This is a genomic window from Microbacterium sp. CFBP9023 (assembly GCF_034045055.1).
Taxonomy (GTDB): Bacteria; Actinomycetota; Actinomycetes; order Actinomycetales; family Microbacteriaceae; genus Microbacterium.
This window is the reverse complement of record NZ_JAXCWI010000001.1, coordinates 1,826,068-1,845,954: the sequence shown is the minus strand read 5'-3', so window position 1 is coordinate 1,845,954 and position 19,887 is coordinate 1,826,068. Positions and strand designations below refer to the sequence as shown.

Below are 19,887 nucleotides of genomic sequence, written 5' to 3'. Positions count from 1 at the left end.
CTCAGCCCTTCACGGCACCGTCGCTGAGACCCGCGACGAGATACTTCTGCGCGATGAAGGCGATCACGAACACCGGGATCGTCAACAGCATCGACGCCGCTCCCGCCTGCTGCAGCATCGGCAGGGTCTGCCCGAGCTGCGTGGCGATGAACACGGGCACCGTCTTCGACGAGGTGTCGGTGAGCACGAGCGCGGTGAGGTACTCCTGGAAGGCGAACAGGAACACGAAGATGCCGGCGGTCAGGATCCCCGGCCCCATCAGTGGGATCATGACCCTGCGCAGCATCCCGATCCTGGTGCAGCCGTCGATCATGGCCGCCTCGTCGAGCTCCTTCGGAATCTCGGCGAAGAAGTTGCGCAGCAGCCAGATCGTGAACGGCTGGTTGATCGCGACGAGGGCGATCGCGAGCGCGAACGTGGTGTCGTAGATGCCGAGCGCGCGGCTGATGTCGTACATCGGCAGCACCACCGCGAAGCGGGGCAGCGCACGGAAGATCAGTGCGAGCACGAGCAGCAGCGCCGAGACGTAGCTGGGGAACCGCGACAGCGCATAGGCCGCCGGGATGCCGATCGCCAGCGCGATCACGGTGGACACGACCGCCACGACCACGGTGTTCACGAGGTAGTCGGCGAAGTACGTGGTCTGCCACAGATCGACGAACGCCTGCAGGGTCGGCTGGTAGTCCCAGAGCACCGGCGGGTTGGCGAAGGCGACGTCGGTGGGCTTGGTCACCGACAGCGTCATCCAGATGAAGGGGCTCAGCATCACGATGCAGAGGATGCCGAGCAGCAGCCCCGTGATCACCGGCGGGCGGTTGGGGCCGCGGCGACGGCGCTTCGGCACGCCCTTCGTGACGATGGCCCTCGTCGAGAGTTCTGCGGAGGTGAGACTCATCGTTCGGCCTTCGCTTCCTTGAAGATGCCCCGGATGAACGGGATCAGCATGATGAGGATCAGGAGGATGGTGAGCACATTGATCGCGCTGCCGAGACCGAGGTTCTCGGCGCCATCGGCGAATGCCACGGAGTAGACGTAGAGCATGATCGATTCGTTGCCGATGTTCTGCGCCTGCGGCGACAGCGGGATCAGGTTGTCGAACATGCGCAGCACATCCATGATCGTGATCAGCGTCACGAATCCGAGCACTCCGCGGATGGTCGGGATGATCACGTTGAGGTGCGTCTGGAAGCCGTTGGCGCCATCGATCTTCGCCGCCTCCTTCAGCTCGTTCGGCACGCCCTGGAGTCCGGCCAGGATGATCAGCATCGCGAACGGGAGCATGTGCCAGACGGTGTTGGCGATCACGAGGATCGCGTTGGGCACCTGGTCGGTGAACCAGAGCACCTGCGACCCGCCGAAGAAGCCGATCAGGCGGTTCACCACACCGCCGAAGTTGTCGTCGAAGAGCCACGAGAAGGCGACGGCGCCGACGAGGTTCGGCAGCACGTACGAGACGAGCATGATGCCGAGCACGAGCGGACGCGACGTGGTGATGCGGTTGATGCCGGTGGCGATGATGTACCCGAAGACGAGCAGGATCGCCGTGGTGACGATCGTGACGGCGACCGTGAACATCACCGCCTTGTGGAAACGGGGATCCGTCAGCGCGTCGGTGAAGTTCTCCAACCCGATGAAGGTGCCTGGTGTGCCGTAGCGGACCTGCTCGAAGCTCCACTGCACCGTGCGCACCAGCGGCAGCACGAGCAGTGCACCCATCACCAGCAGGCTCGGAGCGAAGAGCAGCCAGAATTCGCGTGCCTTCATATGCGTCCTCCCTTGGACGGACTGTGGCCTGAACTCGCGCTCAGGCCACAGTCATGGACGGTCGGATCGGGGTCAGCCGGCGATCTTCTCGCCGGCGGCCTGCATCTGGGCGAGCCCGTCGTCGACGGACACCTGGCCGTTGAGGATCGAGACCAGGATCGGCCGGATCTCGTTGGTGATGTCGGCGATGACCGGCGACACGATCGGCGGCATGGCGCTCGCGATCGAGTCGTTGGCGGCGGCACCGTACGGGGAGTTCTCCTCCGTCACCATGCCCTCGCGGGCCGGGTAGGCGGCGGGGACGGATGCCGTGGACGCGTCCTCGCTGACGGCGGACGCCATCATCTGGAAGAGCATGTCGTGGTCGAGCTTGGTGTTGAAGGGGATCGACCAGCCGTCGATCGAGAGGCGGTTGTAGGAGTACTCGGCGTCGTCGGAGACCTTGGGCGCACCGGCGAATCCGAAGGAGTCGGACAGCTTGGAGTTCGCGGGCAGGGTCAGGTCGAACATGCGACCGGAGAACATGATCGACATGGCCGCCGTGCCGTTGAACATCTGCTGCTGCACCTTGGGCTGGTCGAAGGTCGTGACCTGCGGGTCCATGTAGGGCTTGAGTGCGAGCATCGCCTCGACGGCCTGCTTCGCCTCGGGTCCGTCGAGGGTGACCTCGCCGTCTGCGGTGACGAAGTCGGCGCCGAGGGAGTTCATCGCCCCTTCGAAGCCGGTCGTCACGTCGGCCGTGGCGAGCCAGGGCAGCGCGATCGGGTAGTCCATGAGGCCCTCGGCCTTGATCGCCTCGGCCGCGGCGATCATCTCGTCGAAGGTGGTCGGCACGTCGAGGCCGAGGTCTTCGAAGATGTCGGTGCGGTAGGCCATGACGAACATCTGCGCCTGCATCGGGATGGCGTAGATGTCGCCGTCGTAGGACATGCCCTCGACCATCGACTCGCTGATCTCGCCGAGCCCGTAGTCCTCGCCATACTTGTCCCAGAGGTCGTTCAGCGGAACGAGCTTCTCCTCTTCGCCGAAGCCGGGGATGACGAATCCGTAGGTCTCGATGATGTCGTAGGTGCCCGTGTCGCCGGCCAGGGTGGCCGTGGTCTTGGTCACCTGCCCGCCGAAGTCGATCGGATCGTGCTTCAGCGTCACGTCATCGGTCGAACAGCTCTTGACCATGGTGTCGGTGAAGGGGTCGATGGCGGAGGAATTGTAGGCGAGGACGTTGACCGTGGTCTTGCCCTCGGGAGCCGTGTAGTCGCACGACACCGTTGTCGCGTTCTCATTGTCGGTTCGGGTCCCGGCGCCGCAGCTGGAGAGGGCGATCATGCCCACTGCTGCGAGGGCGAGTACCGGCAGTGCTCGATGCTTGATGTGTCCCATGACGCTGATGGTATACGTATGCAATCGACTTAGGGAAGCCTATGTTCCCGGAAACTTTCAGGATTGAATACGTATACTGCGAAAACCCGCGATACGGGAGGACGAACACCCTTCCGCATCACTCTCACGGCCCTCCGTGGCCGACCCGAACTGCTACTCCCGAACCTTGCGCTTCTCGAGCACTCCGGCGAGAAGCACCGCGACCAGAGCCGCAGCCGGGGCCACGATCAACCCGGCCCGCAGGCTCTCGGTGTCGGCGATGAACCCGACGATCGGCGGTGACAGCAGGAAGCCGAGCCGCAGCAGCCACGACACGACCGTGAGCCCCACTCCCGGTCGCAGGCCGGGCAGTTCGTCCGCCGCATGCATGGCGGCCGGGATGAGCGTCGCGATGCCGAAGCCGACGGCGGCGAATCCGGCGATGGTTCCCGGCACGCTCGGGAAGATGAGCGCGAGTGTCATGCCCGCTGCGGCGATCAGTCCTCCGACGCGGGCCACCGCGCGCTGCCCGAACCGGTCGGTCATGCCGTCGCCCAGCATCCGACCGATGAACTGTGCGCCGACGAGCGCGATGAATCCGAGCGGCGCGATGGCGGCCGCGGCGCCGAGCGATTCACTCAGATAGAGAGTCGCCCACGAGTTGCCGGCGTCTTCGGCCACGGCACCGGCCATCGCGATGAGCGTGAGCGCGATGATGATCATCACGGTGCGAGGGCTGACTCCGCGGCGCACGGCGCCGCCCAGCTCGACCGGCTCGGCCGTCGCCTCCGCATCCGCCTCCTCATCGCGTCCGGGCAGGCAGAACCAGAGCGCGGTGAAGGCGACGGCCGCGAACACCGCGGTCGAGATGCCGAGATGCACGCCGAGCGGCAGCTGCAGGGCGATCGCGGCCGCGGCCATGCCTCCGCCGAGAACCGCGCCGATCGACCAGATGGCGTGGAAGGAGTTGATGATCGAGCGGCCGTATCGCCGCTGCACGCGCAGACCGTGCGCGTTCTGCGCGACGTCGGTGATCGCGTCGGATGCTCCCCCGAGCAGAAGGGCGACGGCGAAGAGGATGCCGGAGGGCGCCAGTGCGGCGGCGAGCAGGCCGAGTCCCGTGGCGATCGTGCCGAACACGGCGATCCGCGCCGACCCGAATCGACGGATCAGCACGGCGGCGAGAAGACCCGCGGCGATCGCGCCGGCAGGGAAGGCCGCGATCGCGAGGCCGTACCCGGCGTTGTCGAGCCCCAGAGCAGCCTTGATCTCGGGGTAGCGGGGCAGGATGTTGGCGAACAGTGCGCCGTTCGTGAGGAACAGCGCCGAGACCGCGATGCGCGCTCGGCGCGACGCCTGGTCGACAGCAGGCCGTCGAATCGATTCGATCGAAGTCATAGCAACGACCGTACACGTCGAGGGACGCCGTCGAAAATCGCCTTCCGCATCGCGTATGCCACCCGTGCGGCGATCGCGATCACCCTCAGTGGAGCAGCGATTCGCCCTGTGCGATCTCTTCGGCGATCACGGATGCCGCAGCGACCGCAGCCTTGGCGGCATCCAGGTCGTCGAACTGGCCGATGAAGTCGGACTGCGCTCCGAAAGCCCGAAAGCCCTCGCGCGGCGTCCCCGCGATCGATCCGAGGAACTGGCGCCGGTCATTGCCGACGTAGAAGCCGGGATCGACCTCGACCCACAGCCCTCGCGTCCGCGAGGCGCCTCGCACCCGCGCGCTCGTCGCCGCCTTGGCGGCATTCCTGATGCGTGCGGACATGGCTCACGCAGTCATCGCGTGCAGCACACGCGACCCCGTGAGCGCCGGAGCGAACTCACCTCGGGTGAGGTCGAGCCCGCCGGCAGAGTTCGCCGCGTTCATCATCGAGACCACCAGCGAGCGGTCGATGCTCGGCTCCTCGTCCATGGCGAACCGGAGGGGGATGGAGGCGTGCACCCAGAGCGTCTCGACGGCGCCGTCGCCGATCGAGAGGGTCAGGGGGAAGGACTCGTTGCGCCGCAGCTTGGTCACGATCACCAGCCGCAGGTGGGTCAGCAGCTCGTCGTCGATCTCGATCGGTGCGGCGGTGCTTCCGTAGGTCAGGTAACCCATGTTCTCTCCCTCACGCTCAGACTGGCTTGAGAAATAGATTACTAGGTTACCTAGCTAAATCCCAGTCCGGCGTCAGGGAAGGTCGCCGATCTCTTCCGTCAAGCGCTGCAGGAACCGCGAGATCGCATCGGTCTGCTCGGGCGTGAACTCGTCGGCGAGGGCGGCGATGCGCTGCGTGAGCTCGTCGGCGGGCGAGTGGAGATCGCGCAGAGAGGGTCGCAGAACCTTCGATCGCGCGTCGGCCGGATGCGGGGCGACGACGATCTGGCCGCGCTCCTGCAGACGACGCAGCAGGCTCGTGATCGCGGCCGTGCTCACGTTCAGGTGCGCAGCGAGTCCTCCCGGGGTCGCGGGAGCATCCGCCGGCGCCTCCGTGATGTACCTCATGGCCTCACGATCGGTGTCGTTGGGCGCGCGCAGCGCGGCGAGACGACGGCCCAGCTGCGCCTCGGCGCGACGGAGTTCGTCGACCCGAGCGACGAGATCGGTCGACGTCGTTCTGATGTCGGTCCTGCTGGCCATGTGTCACCCCCTGACCCTTCCATGCTACTCGAAAGACAGGTAACGAGGTGGCCTAGCGAATTCCAATGCCACCAGGGACTCTGATCGGGTGCGAAGATAGAACACGGGCAGGAAAGGGACGTCATGGTCGAGCGATTCACACTCGGGGATGCGGGGTACATCATGTACGCCGACATGCTCGATCGCCTGCGAGCGCGGTTCCCGTCGGTTCCCGCCTGGCGGCTCGACCAGATCGTGGCCGCCGAGCACGACGCCATCACGGGCGGACTGCTGCGGATCGTCCCTGCCGAGGTCGAAGCCGGCGCGATCGAGATGCTCGCGCGCGAGCATGGAGAGAACGAGGGATCCCTGAGCGATGACGGCGAGGTGGCGTGATGGAGCGCTCTGAAGAATTCGGCCGATCGGGGTACTGGTACCCCGACTCCGACAGCGCGAGCACGGTCGACGTGCTCAACATGCTCCGCCGCTACCGCTCGGCCGAGACCGCCATGCGCGCCCGCACCAGGGCGTCGATGGGCATGAACGAGACCGACCTGGTCGCGCTGCGATTCCTGCTGCGCGAGCAGCGGGCCGGCCGCATCGTGCGCCCGATCGACATCGCCCGCATGCTCGACATCTCCACGGCGTCGACGACGACCCTCATCGACCGTCTCGAGAAGGGCGGGCACGCGAAGCGCGAGCCGCACCCGACCGATCGCCGCGCCGGGGTCGTCGTGCCCACCGTCAGCAGCGACGACGAGGTGCGCGAGACCCTCGGCGCGATGCACCGGCGGATGCTGTCGCTCGTCGACGAGATGAGCGACCGCGAGCGTGGCATCGTGACGCGATTCCTCGCCGGCATGACCTCGGCCATCGAAGAGGCGTCGGATCTCGATCAGGAGCTGCGCGACGTCATCCGCTCGCACGAGGAGTCCGAGCCCTCCGGCGAGTGATCCCTCCGCCGCGGGTCAGGCCTTCTCGACCTGATCCTCGACCCGAGCGCCGGCCTCTCCGTCGTCGTCCGCGGCGTTCTCGAGGCGTTCGGGGAACAGCTCGTCGAGGTCGAGGTCGGGGTTCTCCTCCTGCGTCTCGACCAGTTCCACGGCCTCCTCGATCGTCTGCACGCTCGGCATCGCACCCGGCAGCGGCCTGCGCGCCGACTCCTTGAGCACCACCACGGCGATGAAGCCGGCGATCGAGGTGCCGATCACGTAGAACGCCGGGGCCAGCGACGATCCGGTCATCTGCACGAGCGCCTCCATCACGACCGGAGCCGTGCCCGCGAACAGGGCGACGGCGAGGTTGTACGAGATGCCCATGCCGCCGTAGCGCGACGACGTCGGGAAGAGCGCGGGCAGAGACGAGGCGAGGTTGGCCACATAGAAGGTCACGGGGAAGGCGAGCAGCACCAGGCCGAGAAGCGTCGACCAGATCTCCCCGTGCATCATGAACAGGAACGACGGCACGGCCAGCACGATCGCCGAGATCGAGCCGATGAACAGCACCTTGCGGCGTCCGATGCGGTCGGAGAGCTTTCCGGTGAGCGGGATGCAGAGCGCCATCGCCACGAGCACGGGAAGGGTGAGCAGAGTGCCGTGCACCTCGTCGTAGCCCAGGGTTCCGGTGAGGTACGTGGGCATGTAGGAGGTAAGGGCGTAGCCCACGGTGTTGGCGGCGGCGACGAGCACGAACGCCGTCAGCAGCTCGCGCCAGTATGCGCGGATCAATGCGAGCACGCCCTTGGGCGCATCCGCCGACGCCTGTGCGTCGTCGGCCGCGCGCTTCGCCGAGTCCTGTGCCTCCTGAAATGCCGGGGTGTCCTCGATCTTCAGACGGAAGTAGATCGCGATCAGTCCGAGCGGAAGCGCGACGAGGAACGGGATGCGCCAGGCGAAGCCCTGCATGACCTCGGCCGACAGCGTCAGCTGCAGGATCGAGACGAAGGCGGCGCCGATCGCGAAGCCCATGTACGAGCCGAGGTCGAGCAGGGAGGCATAGAAGCCGCGGCGCCGGTCGGGCGCGTACTCGGTGATGAAGGTCGTGGCGCCCGCGTACTCGCCGCCGGTCGAGAAGCCCTGCGCGAGCTTGAGGACGATCAGCAGGATCGGCGCCCAGACGCCGATGACCGAGAAGTCGGGGAGCACGCCGATGAGGAATGTGGCCGCGGCCATCATGATCAGCGTGAAGGCCAGCACGCGCTGACGGCCGAGTCGATCGCCGAGCTGGCCGAGCACGATGCCGCCGAGCGGACGGGCGACGAAGGTCACCGCGAAGACGCCGAGCGAGAAGAGCGACTGCGCCCCGGCAGATGCGTCCGGCAGGAACGCCCGCCCGATGATCACCGCGAGATAGCCGTAGACGCCGATGTCGTACCACTCCATGAGATTGCCGACCACGGTGCCGGCGACCGCGCGGCGGAGCATCGGGCGGTCGACGACGGTGACGTCCTCGACCGTGAGCCGACGCGGCTCTGCCGCGGCGGGACGCAGCCGTCGCAGCAGGCGCTGCCACAGGTTCGGCGTGTCATTGTTCAGGCGGTCGGACATGCTGTCTCACTCTCTCTCGCGCCGCACGACCATCGCAGGTCGAGCCGCACAGAAGGCGGGGAGGTGGCTCGCGCCACCTCCCCGCCGTTGCTCACCGGTGTCAGTTGTTGAACGCGTCCTTCACGTTCTCTCCGGCCTTCTTGACGTCGGCCTTCGCCTGGTCGGCGCGGCCCTCCGCCTCGAGCTTCTCGTTGTCGGTCACCTTGCCGACGGCCTCCTTCGCCTTGCCGGCGAGGTCCTGAGCGGTGTTCTTGATCTTGTCATCGAGTCCCATGGGGGCTCCTCTCTCTTCTCAGCGGTGGTCTGTGGTCGAGCGCCCGCGCCGTGCGGTCACAGGGGGATGTCGAGGGCGGATGCCGCCAGCGGCAGAGTGCCGGCGGCGATGACCGCGATGAGGCCGACGACTCCGGCGGACTTCCAGAACGGCGTGCGCGATGCGGGGAGCGGGACGCTGCGGAGCCCGGTGGAGCGGCCGACAGCAGCACGTGCCGACAGCGGGGCGACGTCGACAGGACCGTTCGGCAGGATTCGCCGAGACCGGAGCTCACGACGGGTGGGGTACTGCGTGGCTGTCGCCATGTGATCACCTTCCTCCGCCAAAAGATTACTAGATGAACTAGTCAATCGCCAGCCTAGTGAAATTTCCGGTCATCACGCCTACGCTCGACACATGACCGAGCTCACCCAGCCCACCGGGCACGAAGAGGCCCTGCGCGCCCTCCCCCGCGAAGACGGATCGGCGCCTCGCGCGCTGGTGCTCGGCGCCACGGGATACATCGGCGGGCGGCTGACGCCTCGTCTGCTGAACGCCGGATACCGGGTGCGCGCACTGGCCCGGGACGCCGCGCGCGCGGCATCCTTCCCGTGGGGTGCCGACTGCGAGATCGTCGAGGGCTCTGCTGACGACGCGGACGCCGTGGCCGAGGCCATGCGCGATGTCGACGTGGTCTACTACCTGATCCACTCGATGACGGCGGGCAAGGGGTTCGAGGAGAGCGACGAACGAGCGGCCACCACGGTGGCGGATGCCGCGGCGAAGGCCGGCGTGCGCCGCATCGTGTATCTCGGCGGACTGCATCCCGACGATGTGCAGCTCTCGCCTCATCTGCGCTCCCGGGTGCGGGTGGGCGAGATCTTCCTCGAGTCGGGCGTTCCGACGCTCGTGCTGCAGGCCGGCGTCGTGATCGGCTCCGGTTCCGCATCGTTCGAGATGATCCGGCACCTGACCGACGTGCTGCCGTACATGCCGGCGCCGAAATGGGTGCGCAACCGCATCCAGCCGATCGCGGTGCGCGACGTGCTGCACTACCTGCTGGGCGCCGCGCGCGTCGATGACAGCGTCAACCGCGCCGCCGACATCGGCGGACCCGACGTGCTGCGCTACGGCCAGATGATGAACGGCTATGCGCTCGAGGCGGGTCTGCGCCAGCGCGCGATCGCTGCCCTGCCGGTGCTCACTCCGGGACTCGCATCGCACTGGGTGAACCTGGTGACCCCGGTTCCGCGATCGATCGCGCGCCCGCTCGTCGCGTCGCTGCAGAACGAGTGCATCGTGAAGGACCGCGCGATCGATGATCTCATCCCCCGCCCGGACGGCGGGCTGACCCCGTACCGCACCGCCGTGTCGATGGCGCTGGGCCGTCTCGACGCCGACACCATCGAGACGAGCTGGCAGGATGCCGAGGTCTCGGGCGCCCCGAGCGACCCGCTGCCCAGCGACCCGGACTGGGCGGGACGCACCGTCTTCACCGACACCCGCAAGCTGAAGACGTCAGCTCCGGTCGACGGACTGTGGCGGGTGATCATCGGCATCGGCGGGTCGAACGGCTGGTACTCGTCGAAGTTCCTCTGGGCGGTGCGCGGCTGGATGGACCGGCTCGTCGGCGGAGTCGGGCTCCGCCGCGGACGCCGCAGCAAGGCCGAGGCGCGGGTCGGTGATGCGATCGACTTCTGGCGCGTCGAAGCCGTCGAGGAGCCCGGCCGCAAGACCGACTCGTCGCCCGCGAGCGGCGGACTGCTGCGGTTGCGCGCCGAGATGAAGGTGCCGGGCGAGGCCTGGCTCGAGCTGCGCGCACTGCCCGACGGCGACGGATCCCGCTACGAGCAGCGGGCGGTCTTCTTCCCCCGCGGGCTCGCGGGACGGCTGTACTGGCTGGCCGTGCTGCCGTTCCACGGCTTCATCTTCGCGGGCATGGCGGCGAAGATCACCGCCGCGGCATCCGTCCCCGTCGAGACGGTCGCTCCCGGTGTCGGCGAGGCGGGTGCGGGCGAGGCGGGTGCGAGCGAGGCGGGTGCGAGCGAGGCGGCCCCGAGCGAGACGGCCCCCGTCGCCTGAGCCTCTGGGCCGGGGCTGAGGCGGCATCCGCCTAAGCCCTGGCGCCCCGCGCCTCCCGCCTCCCGCCTCGCGCCTCCGGCCTCCCGCACGCCTTTGCGCTTGCGGGGCCACTTCGGCACCGGGGCTCACGTGCGGGGCCACTTCGGCATCGCGACTCACGTGCGGGGCCACTTTCGCAGCGGAAACGGCCGATTCGGATGCGTTACTGACCCCGCACCGGGATGGAGCCGCGGGTAGGGGCAACTCACGCCCAACCCACATGGCGGGGCCACTTCGGCACCCGGACCCACGCGCGAGGTGCGTGCGGGGCCACTTCGACACCGGGACTCACGTGCGGGGCCACTTTCGCAGCGGAAACGGTCGATTCGGATGCGTTACTGACCCCGCACCGCGATGGAACCCGCGGGTAGGGGCAACCTCACGCCCCACCCACATGGCGGGGCCACTTCGGCACCGGGACTCACGTGCGGGGCCACTTTCACATCGGAAACGGCCGATTCGGATGCGCTACTGACCCCGCACCGGGCCGGGGGCGGCGCGGGCGGGGTCAACAATGCGACTGACGTCAGGAAGGACGCTCGGCGAGGCCCGCAGGGTCGCCCCCGTCATCCGACCCGGCGTCCGCGGCCGCACCCGCACTCGCATCGCCGGCCGCACTCGCGTCGCCGGTCGCACTCGCATCTCCGGCCGGACTCGCATCGCCGGCATCGGCGCCGGCATCCGCAGCGCCACCACCGGCGTCGGGGATGATGTCGATCGCCTCGGTCGCGGTCGCGTAGACCTCGGCGAGGCTGTCGTCGACGTCGGCCTCATCGATCCAGGCGAGGTCGTCTTCGGAGTGGTCGTACTCGACAGGCACGAGCGCGAAGTCGTCGCCGTACTCCTCGAGTCCGGCCATGACGCTGTGGCGAACGGCCATGCGGGCATAGCGCTCGCGCAGGATCATGGGGTCGCGTCGCAGATCCTTCATGAACGCGACCATCATGAAGGCCATGATCACCGCGAACGGCAGCGCCGCGATGATCGTGACGTTCTGCAGCGACTTCAGGCCACTGCCCTCTTCGCCGGTGACGAGCAGCACCGCCGCGATCACTCCGACCAGGACTCCCCAGACGACGGCGACCCAGCGCGACGGCTCGGGGCGACCCTGCTGCGAGAGCGTGCCCATGACGAGCGAGGCTGAATCGGCGCCGGTGATGAAGAAGATCGAGATCAGCAGGATGAGCACGATGCTGGTGATCAGCGGGAACGGCAGGTTCTCGAGCACGCCGAAGAGCACCTCTTCGGGCGGGTCGACCGTGAGTCCTGCGCCGTTCATCTGCTGCTGGATCGCCGTGGTTCCGAAGATCGCGAACCAGATGAGCGAGATCGCGGCCGGAACCAGGATGACGACGGAGACGAACTGGCGCAGCGTGCGGCCCCGCGAGATCTTGGCGATGAACATGCCCACGAACGGCGACCAGGAGATCCACCATGCCCAGTAGAAGATCGTCCAGCTCGACAGGAACATCTGCGCCTCATCGCCCTGCGACGCTGACCGCGCGACCATCTCGGGCAGGTCACCGAGGAACTGCACGGCGACCGAGGGGATGACGTTGAGGATCAGCAGCGTCGGTCCGACGAAGAAGACGAAGAATGCGAGCAGCAGCGCGACGACCGCGTTGATGTTCGACAGCGCGCGGATGCCCTTCGAGACGCCCGAGACCGCCGAGGCGATGAAGCAGGCGGTGAGCACGGCGATGGCCGCGATGAGCACGCCGTTGCCGAGTTCGCCGATGCCGCTGACGATCTCGACGCCGTGGCCGATCTGCAGGGCTCCCAGGCCGAGTGACGCGGCGGTGCCGAAGAGGGTGACGATGATCGAGAAGATGTCGATCGTGCGACCGAGGGGTCCGGTGGTGCGCCCCTCACCGAGCAGCGGCGCGAAGATCGACGAGATCAGGGGCGTGCGGCCACGACGGAACGCGCCGTACGCGATCGCGCCGCCGACCAGCGCGTAGAAGGCCCACGCCTGCGGGCCCCAGTGGTAGAGCACCTGCGCCTGCGCCGTGTGCATGGCCTCGAGGGTGTTCGCCTCGACCGTTCCGGGCGGCGGGTTCTCGAAGAAGGTGAGCGGCTCGGCGGCGCCCCAGAAGACGAGACCGATGCCCATTCCGGCGGCGAAGAGCATCGAGATCCACGAGAACATCGAGAACTCGGGCTCTTCGTCGTCGCGGCCCAGGGGAATGCGTCCGTAGCGGCTGAAGCCGACGAAGAGCATGAAGACGAGGATGACGGTGGCGATCGTGGTGAAGAAGAAGCCGAAGTACTCGACGACCCACCCGAGCACGGTCGAGGTCGTGCCCGAGAGGTTGTCACCCGCGAACACGCCCCACGCGATGAACGCGAGGGTCAGCGCGACGGCGATGCCGAAGACGAGCGGATCGGTGCGGTAGGTGCGTCCGGTCTCTTCGACCGAGACGCCGGGCACGAGCGCCGGGTGCACGCCGCGCGGCGGAACCGCGGCGATGTCGCGCACGATCTTCTGCGCGGTCTCGGTGGCCTTCGCGGCCTGCCTGATCGCGGCGGTGGAGGTCTTCGGAGGGTCGTTCCTCGTGGGCGTCTTCTCGTCCGGAGTGTCCATGAGAACCCATTCTCCCATGCCGGCATTCTGCGACCTGGACGGAAAGGCCAGATGAACGGGTCGATCCGCGGCGCTCCGGGGCGCACACGCCGGGCGGATGCCGGATGCTCCGGGTTCTCCGGGCGCGTCAGCGGCGAGCACCAGGGCGCATCAGCGCGAGCACTCCGGGCGCATCAGCGCGAGCGACGACCGCCGAACACCGAGTGCAGCAGGGGCAGCGCCGAGACGCAGATGAGGGTGATGCCGAGCGGCGGCAGCGGCGTGACGAGCAGCGCGCCTCCGACGAGCATCGCGGCGAACAGCACGCCCGATCCGATGCGGCGGGCGATGCCCTCGAGCCGGTCGAGGCGGCGCTCGAGGGCCGAGGTGTCGAAGGTGACGTTGCCGTCGTCGACGCGGGTGATGATCGCGTCGATCCGCTTCGGCAGGCGGTAGGTGACGGCGGCGGTCTCCATGGCCTGCTGCGCCATGTCCTGCATGAGGTTGCCCGACTCGTCGCGCAGCAGGCGACCGGCGTAGGGCTCGGCGGCGTCCCACACGTTGAATGACGGATCGAGGCTCGAGCACATGCCCGAAGTCAGCGACACCGCACGGATGAGCAGCAGCATGTTCTCGGGCAGCTGGAGCGGAAGCGAGCGCACCATGTCGCCGAACTCGTCGGCGAAGTCGGTGAACTCCCGAGGGTCGACCTTGCTGAGCTCTGCGAAGCCCATGCCGCCGAAGCGGGCGAACAGCGCGCGGAGCGCCCGCTCGAGCTCGGCGGTGTCGGCGGAGGGCAGCAGCACGCCGATCTCCTGGGCCGCTGTGACCAGGCCTCGGCTGTCGCGACCGGCGACCGCGATCAGCAGGGTGCGCAGACCGTCGCGGAGGTTGTCGGGCACCTCGGCCATCATCCCGAAGTCGATGAAGGTGAGGCGGAAGTTGCGGCCGGTCGTCGAGTCGGCCTCGGGTGTCACGAAGATATTGCCCGGGTGCGGGTCGGCGTGCACGAAGCTGTGCGTGAACACCTGGTCGAACATGACCTCGGCGAACACGTCGGCGACCTCGGCCGGATCGATGCCGGCTGCCCGCAGAGCATCCGTGTCGTTGATCTTGATCGCGGTGACGTCCGAGAGGGTGAGCACGCGCCGGGTCGACCGCTCCCAGACGATCTCGGGGGCGCTGACGCGCGGGTCGCCGGCGAAGTTCTCACGAAAGCGCTCGGCGCTGGCGGCCTCGTGCAGGTAGTCGATCTCCTCGAGGCTGGTCTGCGCGAACTCCTCGACGAGGCCGGGAGCGTCGACCCGATCGGCGACCAGTCGCACGCGCATCGCCCAGCGGGCGACGCGGCGGAGTGCCGCGAGGTCGACCGCGACGATCTCGTCGATGCCGGGGCGCTGCACCTTGACGACGACGTCGCCGAGACCGGTGTCGACGGCATCCTGTGCGGAGAGGCGGGCCCGGTGCGCCTGGCCGAGGGATGCCGCAGCCACCGGCGTCTCATCGAACCAGGCGTAGGCCTCCGCGAGCGGACGGCCGAGTTCGGCCTCGGCGGCCGCGCGGATGTCGGCGAACGGCACGGCCGGGACCTCGTCCTGCAGTCCCTCGAGCTCCTTCGTGATCTCGGGCGGCAGCACGTCGAGGCGCGACGACATGAACTGCCCGACCTTGATCATGAGGCCGCCGAGTTCGACCGCGAGCACGTGGAACCGCTTCGCGAAGCGCTGCATGCGCGGCGCCCGGGTGCGCTCGGCGATCGAGCTCATGCCGAAGCGCGGCAGCACGAGCTCGAACCACCAGACCTTGAGGAACTCGCGCGCCGCGAACGACAGGATGCGGCGGTACCGGGCACGATGGGCGCCCTGCGCCGCAGCATCCGTCATGTGTCGTCCCTGTGTCGTGTGCGATCAGTCCTGAGCGAGGATCGAGTACAGCCTACGGCGGGCCTCGTCGAGGATCTCGACCGCCTGCTGCACCTGCTCGGTGCTGCCGCTGCGACCGACGGCCGCGGCTGCCGCCGCGAGGTCGACGCCCGCCTTCGGCAGTGCGCTGTAGCGGGGGTTGTCGTGCGAGCCCTCGCTCTTCGACTGCGACTCCCACGGAGCGGGGGTCTCGGTGTGCTCGGCGGCGACGGCGCGGCCGGCCTCGGTGAGCGAGTAGGTCTTGCGACCGTTCTGCTCCTGAGCCTCGATCAGGCCCTCGTCGGCCAGCAGCTGCAGGGTGGGGTAGACCGAGCCTGCGCTCGGCTTCCACGATCCGCCGCTGCGATCGGCGATCTCGTTGATGATCTGGTAGCCGTGCATCGGCTTCTCGGTGAGCAGCGACAGCACCGCGGTGCGGACGTCGCCCTTCGCCATGCGCGAGCCGCCGCTGGGGCGCTGCTCGAAGGACTTGCGGAGCTGCTCCATGGCATCGAAGATCGCGGATGCGGGTCCGCCCTGGCCCGAGCCGAAGCCGGATCCGCCGAACGGGTTCGAGGGGAATGCGTTGTTCATGATGACCTCCCGGAAGTGGTGAGCGATAGTCAACGATATATCGTTAAGGCTGAAAGTGGGGTGGGAGTCTCGGGCCGGAAGGTGAACTTCGGCGGATGTGTCGATCGGCCTGCTGCTCGATCGTCATCTCTCTGTACGCTGACCGTCGAACAGTGAGGAAGAGACATGCGCTACACACTGCTGTTGCACTACGAAGAGCTCGATGCCGAGACTCTGGGCGCCGAGGCGCTCGCAGAGGGCCAGGCCGCATTCGCGAGCTACGCCGCCACCCTGCAGTCGGCAGGGGTGCTCGTCTCGGCCGAGGTTCTGCAGCCGTCGGCCGTCAGCACCACCGTTCGCGTGCGCGATGACGCGCTGCAGGTGCAGGACGGCCCGTTCGCCGACACGAAAGAGCAGCTCGGCGGCACGGTCGTCATCGACGTGCCCGACCTGGATGCCGCGATCGGGTTCGCCCGCCAGGCCCCGCCGGCGTTCTGGGGTGCGGTCGAGATCCGCCCGGGTGCCGTGTTCACGGTCGACGGCGTCTGGACTCCGAACCGATGATCCCCGAGGGGGTCCGGGCCGCTGCAGAGAGTGCGGCGCGGACCTCCTACGGCCGGCTGGTCGCGCTGCTCGCGGCGCGGTCCGGCGACCTCGCGCTCGCCGAGGACTCCCTGTCGGGAGCGTTCGAAGAGGCGCTGCGGCGCTGGCCGGATGCCGGAGTGCCCGACAACCCGGAAGGGTGGTTGATGACCGTGGCGAGGAACAGGCTGCGCGATATGTGGAAGTCGGCCGCGGCGACGGCATCCGCTCCCTTCGCCGAGGAGAGCGCCCGCGACGATCCGCTCGCCGACCACGATCCGCTCGCGATCGGCGACAAGCGACTCGAGCTGCTGTTCGTGTGCGCGCATCCGGCGATCGACCCGGCCGTGCGCGCGCCGCTCATGCTCCAGACCGTGCTCGGATTCGAGGCGGCCGAGGTCGCGCGCGCGTTCGCCGTTCCGGCGACGGCGATGGCACAGCGCCTGGTGCGGGCGAAGCGACGCATCAGAGATGCCCGCATCCCGTTCGCGATTCCGGACCGCCGCTCGATGCCCGAACGATTGCCCGCTGTGCTGGAGGCGGTCTACGGATGCGCCGCGCTCACCTGGCGCGGCGACGCCGAGTCGATGGCGGGCGAGGCGCAGTACCTGGCCGTCACTCTGGCGGGGCTTCTCGAGGACGAGCCTGAGGCGTGGGGGCTGGCCGCCCTCACGACGCTGACTCTCGCGCGGCGCTCTCGCGAGTTCACCCCCCTCGACGAGCAGGATCCTCAGACCTGGGATGCGGCGCTGATCGCCGAGGGCGAGGCGTACCTGCGGCGAGCGCGGCCGACCGGTGCGCCGGGACGATTCCAGCTCGAGGCGGCGATCCAGGCGGTGCACTGCGACCGGCTGCGCACGGGGGCGACCGATTGGGACTCGCTGCGGATGCTGTACGCCGCGCTTCTCGCGGTCGCTCCGACCCTCGGTGCCCGGGTCGCGGCCGCCGTCGTCACCGCGCGCATCGACGGAGCGGAGGCGGGCCTCGCCGCGCTCCCGGCCCACGCAGAGGGATTCCAGCCGTACTGGGCGGCTCGAGCGGGGCTGCTCGCCGAGGCCGGACAGGATGCCGGTGAGGCCTACGCGCGGGCGATCGCGCTCGCCGACGACGACGGCGTCATCGGCTTCCTCCGCGGCCGCGCGGCGGCCCACGCACGATCCCACTGACACGCACTGCACGCACACGGCGCTGAAAGCAAGCCCCGTGCGCTCCATAGCCGACGATGTTTGACTGCCGTCGATGTCGTCTTCCCCTGCCGTTTCCCCACCGTCCACTTCGATCAGAGCGAGCGTCGTCGTTCCCGTGTTCCGTCCGGGAGCGGCGTTCGACGAGCTCATCGCGTCTCTCGATCGGCAGACGCTCGATCACGGCCGGTTCGAGGTGCTGCTCTGTGACGACGGCTCCGGTGAGGAGACGGCGGCTCGACTGGTCGAGATCGCGCGTGATCGTCCCTACGTGCGCGTCGCGTATCTGCCGCATTCGGGGTGGCCGGGAACGCCGCGCAACCACGGGATCGACGATGCGCGCGGCACGTACATCCAGTTCGTCGATCAGGACGACTGGCTCTACGACGGCGCCCTCGAGGCGCTCTGCGACTACGCCGACGAGCATGCATCCGATGTCGTGGTCGGCAGGGAGGTCGGCATCGGCCGGCGGCTTCCGAGTCGCATCTTCCGCCGCGACATCCCCCGTGCGCGCCTCGGCGAGGATCCGCTGCTCGAGATGCTGACGCCGCACAAGATGTTCCGCACCTCGTTCCTGCGCGAGAAGCGCATCCGATTCCCCGACGGCAAGGTGCGCCTCGAAGACCATCTGTTCGTGATGAGGGCGTACTTCGAGGCGTCGACGATCTCGATCCTCGCCAGCCGCCCCTGCTACGCGTGGGTCAAGCACGCGGGCAGTGCCAGTTCGTCGCGGATCGAACCCGAGACGTACTTCCCGCATCTCGAGGCCGTGCTCGATCTCGTCGAGCGGTACACCGAACCGGGGCGACTGCGCGACCGGCTGCTGCGGCACTGGTTCCGCGGCAAGATCCTCAAGCGAGTGTCGGGCAAGAAGTACGCCGGGTACCCCGAGGAGTATCGCCAGCGCCTGCTCGACGTCGTCATCCCGCTCGCGCGACGGCGCTTCGGACCCGGCGTCGACGGGGGGCTGGCCTTTCCGAACCGCATCCGAGCCGCACTGCTGCGAGCCGATCGACGCGCCGACCTGCTGACGTTCGCGCGGTTCGAGGCCGAGCTCACCTGCCGGGCGGTGGTGACGTCGGCACGGTGGTCGCGGGGCGGCGGACTGTATCTGACCGTCGATGTCTCGATCACCCGCGACGGGCAGGACGCACTCGAGTTCGAGCCGGGCACGGGCGTCATGACGTCACTGCCGATCGCGATGGACGGCCTTCCGACCGGTCTTCTCGAAGCCAAGCGGGAGATGTCCAACGATCACGTCGAGTTGGTGTGGCGCGACAAGGCCGCGGCGATCGAGCGTCGCGTGGCGAACCTCCACCCACGCAGCCTCGACTCCCTCCGCATCGCGATCGACCCGCTGAAGGTGTTCCGGCCCGACGACGAGTCGCGCGGGGCGAAGCTCTTCGTGACCGTGCGACGGGCGGGGTGGACCTTCGACGTCCCTCTCCGAGCGGATGCTGCGACGCTCGCCGCCGCGGGACGCTCACCCCTGCTCGCCGGGCGTACGTGCACGCCGGTCGCGGGACGCGGCGGCGCCGTCGAGCTGCGCAGGCAGTACCCCGGCGGCCGGCTCAAGGACCTGGCCGGCCGCGCTGTGCGTCGGGTGCGGAGCGGCTCGCGCACGAAGTGACGAGGGTCAGCGCGGCAGCGTGAGCACCTCGGCCCCGGTCTCGGTGATGGCGATGGTGTGCTCGGTGTGGGCTGTGCGGCATCCGGTCGCACTGCGCAGCGTCCAGCCGTCGTCGTCGGTGACCAGCCGGTCGGTGTCGGCCATCACCCACGGTTCCAGTGCGAGCAGCAGGCCGGGGCGCAGTCTGTAGCCGCGGCCGGGGCGTCCGTCGTTCGCGACGTGCGGATCCTGGTGCATCGTCGAACCGATGCCATGGCCGCCGAACTCGAGATTGATCGGGTAGCCCGCGTCGCCGAGCACCGTGCCGATCGCGTGGGAGAGGTCGCCGATGCGCGCGCCGGGTCGGGCTGCGGCGATCGCGGCGGCCAGCGCACGCTCGGTCGCGTCGATCATGTCGAGGTCGGCGGATGCGGCACCGTCGCCGACCACGAAGCTGATGGCGGCATCCGCTGAGATCCCCCGGAGCGTGACGGCGAGGTCGAGAGTGAGAAGGTCGCCGTCGAGGAGGGCGTAGTCGTGCGGCATCCCGTGCAGCACCGCGTCGTTCACGGCAGTGCAGACGTAGTGGCCGAAGGGCCCCCGGCCGAAGGAGGGGGCGTAATCGACGTAGCAGGACTGCGCACCGGCATCCTCGATCATCTGCTTCGTCCAGCGGTCGAGGTCGAGCAGGTTCACCCCGACCGCGGCTCGCTCCTTGAGGGACTGGAGGATGCCGCCGACGAGGGCGCCCGCGTCTCGTGCACGAGCCAGTTCGTCGCGGTTCAGGATCTCGATCATGGGGTTCTCCACAGCTCGCCGTCAGT

At 68.5% G+C, this 19,887-nt stretch carries 20 protein-coding genes; 6 read left to right on the top strand and 14 right to left on the bottom strand.

The window, feature by feature from the left end:
- Nucleotide 1: 1 nt before the first annotated feature.
- The 7 genes from SOM10_RS09020 to SOM10_RS08990 form a co-directional block, all read right to left on the bottom strand.
- Complete coding sequence (locus SOM10_RS09020; protein ID WP_056276215.1) at nt 2-895, bottom strand: carbohydrate ABC transporter permease; 894 nt, start codon at nt 893-895, stop codon at nt 2-4.
- Nucleotides 892-1,764: a carbohydrate ABC transporter permease gene (locus SOM10_RS09015; RefSeq protein ID WP_056276212.1), complete on the bottom strand. Its 873-nt coding sequence runs from the start codon at nt 1,762-1,764 to the stop codon at nt 892-894. The genes SOM10_RS09020 and SOM10_RS09015 overlap by 4 nt, the downstream gene beginning before the upstream one ends.
- A gap of 72 nt (nt 1,765-1,836) precedes the next feature.
- Nucleotides 1,837-3,144 carry an ABC transporter substrate-binding protein gene (locus tag SOM10_RS09010; protein ID WP_053098462.1) on the bottom strand — a complete coding sequence of 436 codons (1,308 nt, stop codon included), beginning with the start codon at nt 3,142-3,144 and terminating at the stop codon, nt 1,837-1,839.
- A gap of 153 nt (nt 3,145-3,297) precedes the next feature.
- Nucleotides 3,298-4,521 carry an MFS transporter gene (locus SOM10_RS09005; protein WP_295105270.1) on the bottom strand — a complete coding sequence of 408 codons (1,224 nt, stop codon included), beginning with the start codon at nt 4,519-4,521 and terminating at the stop codon, nt 3,298-3,300.
- A gap of 85 nt (nt 4,522-4,606) precedes the next feature.
- Complete coding sequence (locus SOM10_RS09000) at nt 4,607-4,897, bottom strand: hypothetical protein (protein ID WP_320489559.1); 291 nt, start codon at nt 4,895-4,897, stop codon at nt 4,607-4,609.
- A gap of 3 nt (nt 4,898-4,900) precedes the next feature.
- Nucleotides 4,901-5,230: a hypothetical protein gene (locus tag SOM10_RS08995; RefSeq protein ID WP_053098459.1), complete on the bottom strand. Its 330-nt coding sequence runs from the start codon at nt 5,228-5,230 to the stop codon at nt 4,901-4,903.
- A gap of 72 nt (nt 5,231-5,302) precedes the next feature.
- Nucleotides 5,303-5,752 carry a MarR family winged helix-turn-helix transcriptional regulator gene (locus tag SOM10_RS08990; protein WP_320489558.1) on the bottom strand — a complete coding sequence of 150 codons (450 nt, stop codon included), beginning with the start codon at nt 5,750-5,752 and terminating at the stop codon, nt 5,303-5,305.
- Between the two features lie 123 nt (nt 5,753-5,875).
- Between SOM10_RS08990 and SOM10_RS08985 the strand changes: the two genes are divergently transcribed.
- Together SOM10_RS08985 and SOM10_RS08980 are read left to right on the top strand one after the other, a co-directional pair.
- On the top strand, nt 5,876-6,127 hold the full coding sequence (locus SOM10_RS08985; protein ID WP_053098457.1) for a hypothetical protein: 252 nt from the start codon (nt 5,876-5,878) through the stop codon (nt 6,125-6,127).
- Nucleotides 6,127-6,684: a MarR family winged helix-turn-helix transcriptional regulator gene (locus SOM10_RS08980; RefSeq protein ID WP_053098456.1), complete on the top strand. Its 558-nt coding sequence runs from the start codon at nt 6,127-6,129 to the stop codon at nt 6,682-6,684. Before SOM10_RS08985 ends, SOM10_RS08980 begins: the two co-directional genes overlap by 1 nt.
- Nucleotides 6,685-6,699: 15 nt before the next feature.
- Here the strand turns inward: SOM10_RS08980 and SOM10_RS08975 are convergent, their stop codons facing one another.
- From SOM10_RS08975 to SOM10_RS08965, 3 genes are all read right to left on the bottom strand, one after another.
- Complete coding sequence (locus SOM10_RS08975; protein WP_187249003.1) at nt 6,700-8,277, bottom strand: MFS transporter; 1,578 nt, start codon at nt 8,275-8,277, stop codon at nt 6,700-6,702.
- 100 nt (nt 8,278-8,377) lie between these two features.
- A complete protein-coding gene (locus SOM10_RS08970; protein ID WP_072590528.1) occupies nt 8,378-8,551 on the bottom strand; it encodes a CsbD family protein in 174 nt (57 codons plus the stop codon).
- Nucleotides 8,552-8,607: 56 nt separating this feature from the next.
- Complete coding sequence (locus tag SOM10_RS08965) at nt 8,608-8,856, bottom strand: hypothetical protein (RefSeq protein ID WP_320489557.1); 249 nt, start codon at nt 8,854-8,856, stop codon at nt 8,608-8,610.
- Nucleotides 8,857-8,947: 91 nt separating this feature from the next.
- Between SOM10_RS08965 and SOM10_RS08960 the strand changes: the two genes are divergently transcribed.
- Nucleotides 8,948-10,612 (top strand): SDR family oxidoreductase, encoded by a 1,665-nt coding sequence (locus tag SOM10_RS08960; protein ID WP_320489556.1) that lies wholly within the window; start codon nt 8,948-8,950, stop codon nt 10,610-10,612.
- A gap of 565 nt (nt 10,613-11,177) precedes the next feature.
- Here the strand turns inward: SOM10_RS08960 and SOM10_RS08955 are convergent.
- The 3 genes from SOM10_RS08955 to SOM10_RS08945 form a co-directional block, all read right to left on the bottom strand.
- Nucleotides 11,178-13,235, bottom strand: a complete 2,058-nt coding sequence (locus tag SOM10_RS08955; protein ID WP_372984536.1) for a BCCT family transporter — start codon at nt 13,233-13,235, stop codon at nt 11,178-11,180.
- A gap of 173 nt (nt 13,236-13,408) precedes the next feature.
- Nucleotides 13,409-15,097, bottom strand: a complete 1,689-nt coding sequence (locus tag SOM10_RS08950; protein WP_053098453.1) for an ABC1 kinase family protein — start codon at nt 15,095-15,097, stop codon at nt 13,409-13,411.
- 24 nt (nt 15,098-15,121) lie between these two features.
- Nucleotides 15,122-15,709 (bottom strand): PadR family transcriptional regulator, encoded by a 588-nt coding sequence (locus SOM10_RS08945; protein ID WP_053098452.1) that lies wholly within the window; start codon nt 15,707-15,709, stop codon nt 15,122-15,124.
- Between the two features lie 165 nt (nt 15,710-15,874).
- On the opposite strand from SOM10_RS08945, the gene SOM10_RS08940 reads away from it, so the two are divergent.
- The 3 genes from SOM10_RS08940 (at nt 15,875) to SOM10_RS08930 (ending at nt 19,084) form a co-directional block, all read left to right on the top strand.
- Nucleotides 15,875-16,252, top strand: a complete 378-nt coding sequence (locus tag SOM10_RS08940) for a YciI family protein (protein ID WP_053098451.1) — start codon at nt 15,875-15,877, stop codon at nt 16,250-16,252.
- Nucleotides 16,249-17,436 carry an RNA polymerase sigma factor gene (locus SOM10_RS08935; RefSeq protein WP_320489555.1) on the top strand — a complete coding sequence of 396 codons (1,188 nt, stop codon included), beginning with the start codon at nt 16,249-16,251 and terminating at the stop codon, nt 17,434-17,436. Before SOM10_RS08940 ends, SOM10_RS08935 begins: the two co-directional genes overlap by 4 nt.
- A gap of 73 nt (nt 17,437-17,509) precedes the next feature.
- Entirely contained in the window at nt 17,510-19,084 is a 1,575-nt protein-coding gene (locus SOM10_RS08930; RefSeq protein WP_320489554.1) for a glycosyltransferase family A protein, read from the top strand.
- Nucleotides 19,085-19,090: 6 nt separating this feature from the next.
- Here the strand turns inward: SOM10_RS08930 and map are convergent, their stop codons facing one another.
- Nucleotides 19,091-19,861: a type I methionyl aminopeptidase gene (gene map, locus SOM10_RS08925; RefSeq protein ID WP_187249009.1), complete on the bottom strand. Its 771-nt coding sequence runs from the start codon at nt 19,859-19,861 to the stop codon at nt 19,091-19,093.
- Nucleotides 19,862-19,887: the final 26 nt, after the last annotated feature.